Genomic DNA, 6,999 nt, shown 5'->3' with positions numbered 1-6,999 from the left:
CGCGGTTTGCATGGCAACAGCGGCGCAATAATCGACCATTCGCGTTCTGTAAGTTCATAGCGGCGACGTGACATCAAAGACCTCCAAATCCGAGACCTTTGAATCACTAATACATTCAAATAGCTAGACTATTTATGAGTGCACGACCTAGACGAAACCGCGATGAGCCGGTACAAGCAAAATGGAGGTCTTCGTTTGAACGCCCGTTCCGTTACCAACTAACACGCGGAAGCTTCACGTCGTTGCAGCATTCTCAATCGGAAGCTGGCATGTGCCCGTATGGATTCAGTTCGCGTCAAAAAACAACAGAATAGAACCAACATCAAAGAACAACGTGCGTAAATTTACTGATCCACGCACCAAAGCAACTCAGAGTATTTCAAAAGTGGCCAGATATCTTGAGTGAAGACCAGTTTTTTACCCGCCTAAGCCGTGATCACCCTATTACGGCCGAGGCCCTTTGCATTATATAACGCTGCATCCGCCCTATGTAGATCGTCTGAAAAGCTTTCGCTGTGAGACCCGTGCGCGATGCCTATGGATATCGTATAATTAACGGTTACTACTTCGCAACTGACGCGGCTTTCTTCAACACTGCTACGCAAGAACTCGCAAACAGAGATGAATTCGTTTCCTAACGGATTTGAGGATATCACGACGAATTCCTCGCCTCCAAGCCGCCCAGCACATAACCCCCGTTTCTCACTGACTGCCCTCAAAATACACGCGAGATTTACAATAACGGCGTCACCGACAGCATGGCCGTGGGAATCGTTGATGCTTTTGAACTTATCGATGTCTATTATTGCGATATCCAGAGGGCCGGGGAACTGATCGACGTAATCCCTCACACCCTTCCGGTTGAGCAACCCAGTCAATGGGTCAGTTCTGCTCAAGTTCAAAGACCTTTCATACGAATTCAGCAGCTTCTGAAAAACAACAGAATTAATGTAGGTCACAGCGAATGAAATTGTAAACGCCAGCGTGGCAGTTACAACGGTTCCCACCGCTAATGCATTAACCGGATACAAAACGAGCCCCATTTGCATCGCGACCGTAATTGCCAGAACATATAACAGTATGGCTATGGGAACAATGCACACGCTCACTTTGATTGCGAACCCGGCGGGACTAAATAACGGAAGATGCCCATCCCGAACAATTGGAAATAGAATAGATTTGAATAGTCGATAGAAAAGACTGTTAATCATATAATGAGTTAAGCATCCTCAATAAGTGTTGCGTTTGTCTATCCGGTTTATAGCATACGCCAAGAAGCGCGAGTAGTTTTCTTTTATTTCGCCACTGCTTGGAGCAGACGAAGTCGAGTTTGACAGGGTAATCCCCCCGGCAATTAACAGGCTTTAAAAGTAGAATTTTCTCGGCATTATGATCGAGGAGATTGTTGATGAAGATAAGCAGATTTAGCGAACCGCAGCTTCTTGCGATCCTGCGTCAGGCAGAAGGTGGCGTTCCAGTACCGGAGCTATGTCACGAACATGGAATGAGCAACGCTTCATTCTACAAGTGGCGCGCCAAGTATGGCGGCATGGATGCGTCGATGATCAGCCAGATGAAGGCTCTGGACGATGAGAACCGTCGGCTCAAGAAGATGTATGTCGAGATGAGCATGCAGACAAAGCTTTTAAAAGAGGCTCTAGGAAAAAAATGACGCGGTCATCTCAACGCCAAGAGATGGCCAGGAAAGCCGTGGCGCTACGCGGGGTCAGCATTGCACTGGCCTGCCGTATCTTTGGTGTCAGCGAGACCTGTTACCGTTACAGCGCCAAGCTGAACGAAGAGAACGAGCAGATCGCCGATCTGCTGATCGGGCTAACGAGTGCGAAGAAGAACTTGGGGGCTCTGTTGCAACAATTCCAGTTGGTTGGTGTGGTCCTGTTTTCTCCGCCGTCACGAGGGCTGACCTTCGAATTTCTGCGCGAGCAGCGACACCACTTCTGCGAGTGCGCACGGTCCAATGCCGAAAGCTCGTTTGACAATCCGGGCTTCTCCACGGATATCGCCGGTGAGATTGAAAATAGCAGCTTGGCCCTTGCGTTACGCCCGCATGACCTCAAAACCCTTGATCGTCGCATAGGCCGATTTCAAGGTCTTGAACCCTCGCACCGGCTTGATCAGTTGTTTCAGCTTGCCATGATCCGCCTCAACAACGTTGTTCAGATACTTAACCTGCCGGTGGACGAGATCCTCCGGGCATTTGCCTTCGGTCTTTGAGTTGGGCAATCGCGATGCCGTAGGTCGGCGCCTTGTCAGTGTTGATAGTGGTTGGCTTTTCCCAATCCTTCAAACCATTCAGCGCCTTGCCCAGAAATCGCTTGGCCGCCTTGGCATTGCGGGTCGGCGACAGATAAAAGTCGATCGTGTTACCGAACTTGTCAACCGCCCTATACAAATAAGTCCATTGCCCGCGGACCTTCACATAGGTTTCATCCACACGCCAACTCGTAGATTGTGGCCGGCGCCAGTGCCAGCGCAGACGCTTTTCGATCTTCGGGGCATATTTTTGAACCCGGCGATAAATCGTGGAATGATCGACTGCCACGCCTCGTTCGCCCATCATCTGTTCAAGATCACGGTAGCTGACACCGTAGCGACAATACCACCTCACTGCCAAAAGGATAATCTCACCCCGAAAATGGCGCCACTTGAAATCAGACATTTCCTGCTCCTGTTTCTCAGAACAGGTTATTATCTGCCAATCAATCTTTTTTTTGCAACAGAGCCGGCAAATCTGGGGGCGGCCTATGCTATGGCTATCGCCCCGTTCGACAGTTCGATGAAGATGGAGCCGTATCACGCCGGGAACGCGCGATTGTCGAGCATGAAGCAATCATCATCCGCCGGATATGTTCAGAATTCGCGAGCGGTATTGGTCCAAGAACAATTGCGCGACAGTTAAACAAGGAAGGCGTCCCCGGACCTGGCGGCAAGCTCTGGAACGACACGACCATTCGGGGGCACGTGAAGCGCGGTACCGGACTGATAAACAATGAACTTTATATTGGCCGCCTGATTTGGAACCGGCTGCGTTACGTCAAGGATCCATCAACTGGCAAACGGATCTCGCGTCTCAACCCACAATCTGATTGGATCATAAAGGCCGTTCCAGAACTGCGGATCATCGACGATGAACTCTGGCAAGCGGTGCGTGCGCGACAAGGCGAGATTGCTGAACAGTTCGCAAACGTCACCGAAGCGATCGGCGACCATCATAAGCAAAATCAACTCAACGGAACCCGCAGACCAAAATCGCTTTTGTCTGGCCTCGTCACTTGCGGTATTTGCCAGGGTCCCTGCTCTTTTCGTGGCTCTGATCGATTTATTTGCTCAAACCTCATCAGCAAAAGCACTTTCACAAACAGCGGAACGATTGCACGTTCAGAATTGGAGACACGTGTGCTTGCTGGGCTTGAACACCGCATGATGACGCCAGAGATAGTCGCTGACGCAATGCGCAGCTTTGTTGAAGAGAATAACCGGTTAAACCGTGAACACCGTGTTAACGCCAAAATCTGGCAATCGGAGCTGCAAACAATCAGCACCAAGGTTTCACAAATCGTCGAAGCCATTGCGGACGGCATGTATCATCCGTCCATGAAACAAAAGATGGATCAATTGGAAGCGCGAAAGGCTGAACTCACCACCCTGCTCACCAATCTAACTGATGACATGCCTGACATATTGCCAAGCGCTTCCGCGGTCTATGCAAAGCAAGTCGCAGCCCTCACAAAAGCGCTGAACAGTTCCGATGAGCGACAGACTGCCTCGCAGCACCTGCGCCAGTTAATTGAACGGATTGTTCTCAAGCCTGGCGCAAAACGTGGCCAGGTCGATGCAACGCTGCGCGGCGAACTCGGCACGATCCTGAACTGGACGGAGCAGCAAGCCATTGGTAAGATTAGTAAAACAACAAAACCCTTAGCGACTGCTACGGGTTTGCTGTATCGTTGGTTGCGGGGGCACGCAACTACCGATACGGGCATTCGCTAGAAATCGTCATATGATCAGGCAATCGAAGCAATGAAGGCCCTGGCACACCAACAGAAACCATGGGCGACTCATGCTGTTCGAGTAGCCGCTTCGCAATCGATTTCAGTTGCGTGAAGACCATTCGTCAGCGACAGGCACCCTTTGCCTTCGCAGCTCTCACGTTCTTCGCCAGATCGAAGTAACGGAGATTTATGTAGAACGATATCTGCCATGCGATTTGGCAGATCGAGAGCTGTCGATTCGTGATTGGCGGCAGAGCAAAAACCTCCGACATCACAACTAGACGACCGGTCTATTATATATTATATGGTACTCATGATATTGACACCCAAAGCTAAAACGACCCGGCAGAACATCCTTGATGCCGGCTACAGCCTCGTGCTGAAAAAGGGCTTTTCCGCCCTCGGCCTTCAGGAGATTCTGAAGGTTTCCGGTGTGCCCAAAGGTTCGTTCTATCACTACTTCCAGTCCAAGGAGGCGTTCGGTTGCGCGCTTTTGCAGGACTATGTGGATGATTACAGTCAGCAGCTCAACCATTTGCTGTCGCTGCAAGCCGTGACAGCACGCGAGCGCCTGATGCGTTACTGGCAAGCCTGGATTGACGATCCGCTTGCGCGTGACGTGATTGGCGGCTGGGCCGAGGACTGCCTCGTCGTCAAGCTCTCGGCGGAAGTCGCGGACCTGTCAGAGCCCATGCGGGCTGTCCTGAGCGATGGCGTAGCGCTGCTGCTTCAGCGGATTTCCGGACTGATCACCGAGGCACGCGAAGACGATTCGCTGCCACCCGGACCAGCCCCTGCTGCGTTGGCGCAGGTGCTTTATCAGATGTGGCTTGGCGCTGCGCTGCTCGCAAAGCTGACTCGAACCCGCATCCCGATGGAACAGGCCATGACCGCGACCGAGCGGCTTCTCGCCTGCGAGCCACCACACAACCCCGTGTAAAAAGGAGCCGACCAATGAAGGTTTTCTATAGATCCAGCGTAACAGTCACGTGTGGCCGCTAAGGTCACGCGGCGCTCGATGATGACAGCCTCACCCGCGACCTGGCCATGCCCTGCGCCAAGAAGGCCAGCGCATCCCCAAGCAGTTGTTTGCTATCGGGTATGCCGCGTGTTTCGACAGCGCGTTGTACCAACTCGCCCAAAACAGGAAGCTGGATCTTGCGGCAAGCAAGGGCCCCGCCGGGGTCGACATTGGGCAGATCACCGGCCTCAATGCGGGTTCCGCTCAGGAAATGGCCAAGGCGACGCATCAGATTTGCTCCTATTCCAACGCTACCCGCAGCAACATCAATGTGCGCCCGCACGTCACCACAATCTAAAGGATTTTCCATCATGAGAAGTGCAATTCACGCCGCATTCGGCGAACCAGCCGACGTCCTCGCCCTCGGTGAAAGCTCTATTCCTCAACCTGGACCGGGTCAGGTGCGGATCAGGACCATTCTGTCGCCGATCCATAATCATGATATCTGGACGGTTCGCGGCAGCTACGGATACAAGCCAGAACTACCCGCAATTGGAGGCTCCGAAGCCGTGGGCACCATTGATGCTCTGGGTGATGAAGTGACCGACGTGACTGTCGGTCAGCGGGTCGCCGTTGCATCCGTCCACGGGACATGGGCCGAGTATTTCCTCGCTCCGGCAGCCGGGCTGGTCCCCGTCCCGGACGCAATTTCCGACGAGGCCGCAGCGCAGCTTATCGCCATGCCGTTCAGCGCCATTTCGCTTCTCGATTTCCTGGAGGTGAAGAGCGGTGAATGGGTGATTCAGAACGCCGCAAACGGCGCGGTCGGCAAGACGCTAGCGATACTGGCGGCGGCACGCGGCGTGCATGTGGTCAATCTCGTACGCCGCGATGCCGGGATAGAGGAGCTCGCGGCCCTCAATATCGCCAACGCAGTCTCGACGGCGACTGATGGCTGGCAAGATCGTGTGCGCACCATCACCGGCGGGGCGTTCATCCGTGCAGCCGTCGATTCCATCGGCGGCAGGGCCAGCGGCGATCTTCTGAACCTGCTCGGCGAGAGCGGATTGCTCGTGTCGTTCGGCACCATGGCCGGCGAACCGATGCAGCTTTCCTCGGGTGATCTGATCTTCAAACAGGCGGTCGTGAAAGGGTTCTGGGGCTCAAAGGTTAGCGCCGCCATGCCGGTGCAAAAGCGCGTTGCCCTGATCGGAGAATTGCTACGGATGGTCGCGACGGGCGAGCTTGATCTGCCGGTCGAGGCGGTCTTCCCGCTCGACCAGATTGCTGATGCAGTGTGCGCCTGTCTGGCGCCCGGCAAGGCCGGCAAAGTGCTGTTAAAGCCTTGAGCGGCAGGGGAAAAGACCGATGATCGCGAATATCCTCATCGCCCTGATCGCAGCACTGCACATCTACATCCTCGTGCTGGAAATGTTCCTGTGGACCAGGCCCCAGACCCGACGCGCGTTCAACCTATCGCCAGACTTTGCCAGCCAGACCAAAGTTCTGGCTGGCAATCAGGGGCATTATAATGGGTTTCTCGCCGCGGGGCTTATCGTCGGTCTTTTCCTGCAAGCGGATGGATATGCCTTCAAGCTGTTCTTCCTGATCTGCGTGGCCGTCGCCGGCATTTACGGTTCGGCGACCGTCAGCAGGAAGATCGCCTTCGTGCAAACCGTGCCTGCCGTTCTCGCGCTCTGTGCACTGTCCTCAAATGGCAACACCAGATGAATGAATATTCCGTTTCTATTTACAACGATAGCCGGGTAACTATCCTTAGGCTCAGGACTCATTTCTTTCCGAGCCAGAATATAACGGCTGCTGCAAGATCTATTGCTGCACGGAACACGACCGGGCAGCGATCATAACGGGTAGCAATTCTTCGCCAGTCTTTCAGTCTCCAAACATGATTTTGATACGATTACGCCGCTTGTATCGACGTTTGTCATACTTGATAGGCTTCTTACGGTTTTTGCGACCCGGGATGCACGGCTTTATCTCTTTGTCTTTTAACCGTTTTCTGAA

Annotated in this window: 7 protein-coding genes and 4 pseudogenes; 6 read left to right on the top strand and 5 right to left on the bottom strand. The window is 53.4% G+C overall.

Annotated features, from left to right (window positions below; genetic code table 11):
* Nucleotides 1-425: 425 nt before the first annotated feature.
* Nucleotides 426-1,043 (bottom strand): GGDEF domain-containing protein, encoded by a 618-nt coding sequence (locus tag ABE527_RS21230; RefSeq protein WP_499698236.1) that lies wholly within the window; start codon nucleotides 1,041-1,043, stop codon nucleotides 426-428.
* Between the two features lie 365 nt (nucleotides 1,044-1,408).
* Here ABE527_RS21230 and ABE527_RS21225 point away from each other — a divergent pair.
* Nucleotides 1,409-1,860 (top strand): annotated as a pseudogene (locus tag ABE527_RS21225) (transposase); the annotation flags it as partial.
* A 51-nt stretch (nucleotides 1,861-1,911) separates the two neighbouring features.
* Here ABE527_RS21225 and ABE527_RS21220 read toward each other — a convergent pair.
* A pseudogene (locus ABE527_RS21220) lies at nucleotides 1,912-2,680 on the bottom strand (IS6 family transposase).
* 152 nt (nucleotides 2,681-2,832) lie between these two features.
* On the opposite strand from ABE527_RS21220, the pseudogene ABE527_RS21215 reads away from it, so the two are divergent.
* Nucleotides 2,833-3,117 (top strand): annotated as a pseudogene (locus ABE527_RS21215) (recombinase family protein); the annotation flags it as partial.
* On the opposite strand, the gene ABE527_RS21210 reads toward ABE527_RS21215, so the two are convergent.
* Nucleotides 3,067-3,234: a hypothetical protein gene (locus tag ABE527_RS21210; RefSeq protein ID WP_499695639.1), complete on the bottom strand. Its 168-nt coding sequence runs from the start codon at nucleotides 3,232-3,234 to the stop codon at nucleotides 3,067-3,069. The pseudogene ABE527_RS21215 and the gene ABE527_RS21210 overlap by 51 nt on opposite strands.
* 183 nt (nucleotides 3,235-3,417) lie before the next feature.
* Here ABE527_RS21210 and ABE527_RS21205 point away from each other — a divergent pair, with 183 nt between their 5' ends.
* A complete protein-coding gene (locus tag ABE527_RS21205) occupies nucleotides 3,418-4,011 on the top strand; it encodes a DNA resolvase (protein ID WP_499695638.1) in 594 nt (197 codons plus the stop codon).
* 315 nt (nucleotides 4,012-4,326) lie between these two features.
* Complete coding sequence (locus ABE527_RS21200) at nucleotides 4,327-4,953, top strand: TetR/AcrR family transcriptional regulator (protein WP_499698235.1); 627 nt, start codon at nucleotides 4,327-4,329, stop codon at nucleotides 4,951-4,953.
* Between the two features lie 64 nt (nucleotides 4,954-5,017).
* Here the strand turns inward: ABE527_RS21200 and ABE527_RS21195 are convergent, their stop codons facing one another.
* On the bottom strand, nucleotides 5,018-5,263 hold the full coding sequence (locus ABE527_RS21195) for a hypothetical protein (protein ID WP_499695636.1): 246 nt from the start codon (nucleotides 5,261-5,263) through the stop codon (nucleotides 5,018-5,020).
* Nucleotides 5,264-5,345: 82 nt separating this feature from the next.
* Between ABE527_RS21195 and ABE527_RS21190 the strand changes: the two genes are divergently transcribed.
* Together ABE527_RS21190 and ABE527_RS21185 are read left to right on the top strand one after the other, a co-directional pair.
* Nucleotides 5,346-6,323 carry a zinc-binding dehydrogenase gene (locus ABE527_RS21190; RefSeq protein ID WP_499695635.1) on the top strand — a complete coding sequence of 326 codons (978 nt, stop codon included), beginning with the start codon at nucleotides 5,346-5,348 and terminating at the stop codon, nucleotides 6,321-6,323.
* 19 nt (nucleotides 6,324-6,342) lie between these two features.
* The gene (locus ABE527_RS21185) at nucleotides 6,343-6,705 is read left to right on the top strand and encodes a DUF1304 domain-containing protein (RefSeq protein WP_499695634.1); all 363 of its coding nucleotides are present in this window, start codon (nucleotides 6,343-6,345) and stop codon (nucleotides 6,703-6,705) included.
* Between the two features lie 58 nt (nucleotides 6,706-6,763).
* On the opposite strand, the pseudogene ABE527_RS21180 reads toward ABE527_RS21185, so the two are convergent.
* Nucleotides 6,764-6,999 (bottom strand): annotated as a pseudogene (locus tag ABE527_RS21180) (transposase); the annotation flags it as partial.

Origin of the sequence: Brucella sp. TWI432, assembly GCF_039674445.1 — a bacterium.
Lineage (GTDB): Bacteria > Pseudomonadota > Alphaproteobacteria > Rhizobiales > Rhizobiaceae > Brucella > Brucella chromiisoli.
Note: the sequence above shows the minus strand (reverse complement) of the source record. Positions and strands in the feature narration are given on the sequence as shown.

What these genes read in the sequence shown, in the direction of transcription:
- ABE527_RS21230 (WP_499698236.1), bottom strand. Translation starts at nt 1,043, where the DNA reads ATGGGGCTCGTTTTGTATCCGGTTAATGCATTAGCGGTGGGAACCGTT.
- ABE527_RS21210 (WP_499695639.1), bottom strand. Translation starts at nt 3,234, where the DNA reads ATGATGGTCGCCGATCGCTTCGGTGACGTTTGCGAACTGTTCAGCAAT.
- ABE527_RS21200 (WP_499698235.1), top strand. Translation starts at nt 4,327, where the DNA reads ATGATATTGACACCCAAAGCTAAAACGACCCGGCAGAACATCCTTGAT.
- ABE527_RS21195 (WP_499695636.1), bottom strand. Translation starts at nt 5,263, where the DNA reads ATGCGTCGCCTTGGCCATTTCCTGAGCGGAACCCGCATTGAGGCCGGT.
- ABE527_RS21190 (WP_499695635.1), top strand. Translation starts at nt 5,346, where the DNA reads ATGAGAAGTGCAATTCACGCCGCATTCGGCGAACCAGCCGACGTCCTC.
- ABE527_RS21185 (WP_499695634.1), top strand. Translation starts at nt 6,343, where the DNA reads ATGATCGCGAATATCCTCATCGCCCTGATCGCAGCACTGCACATCTAC.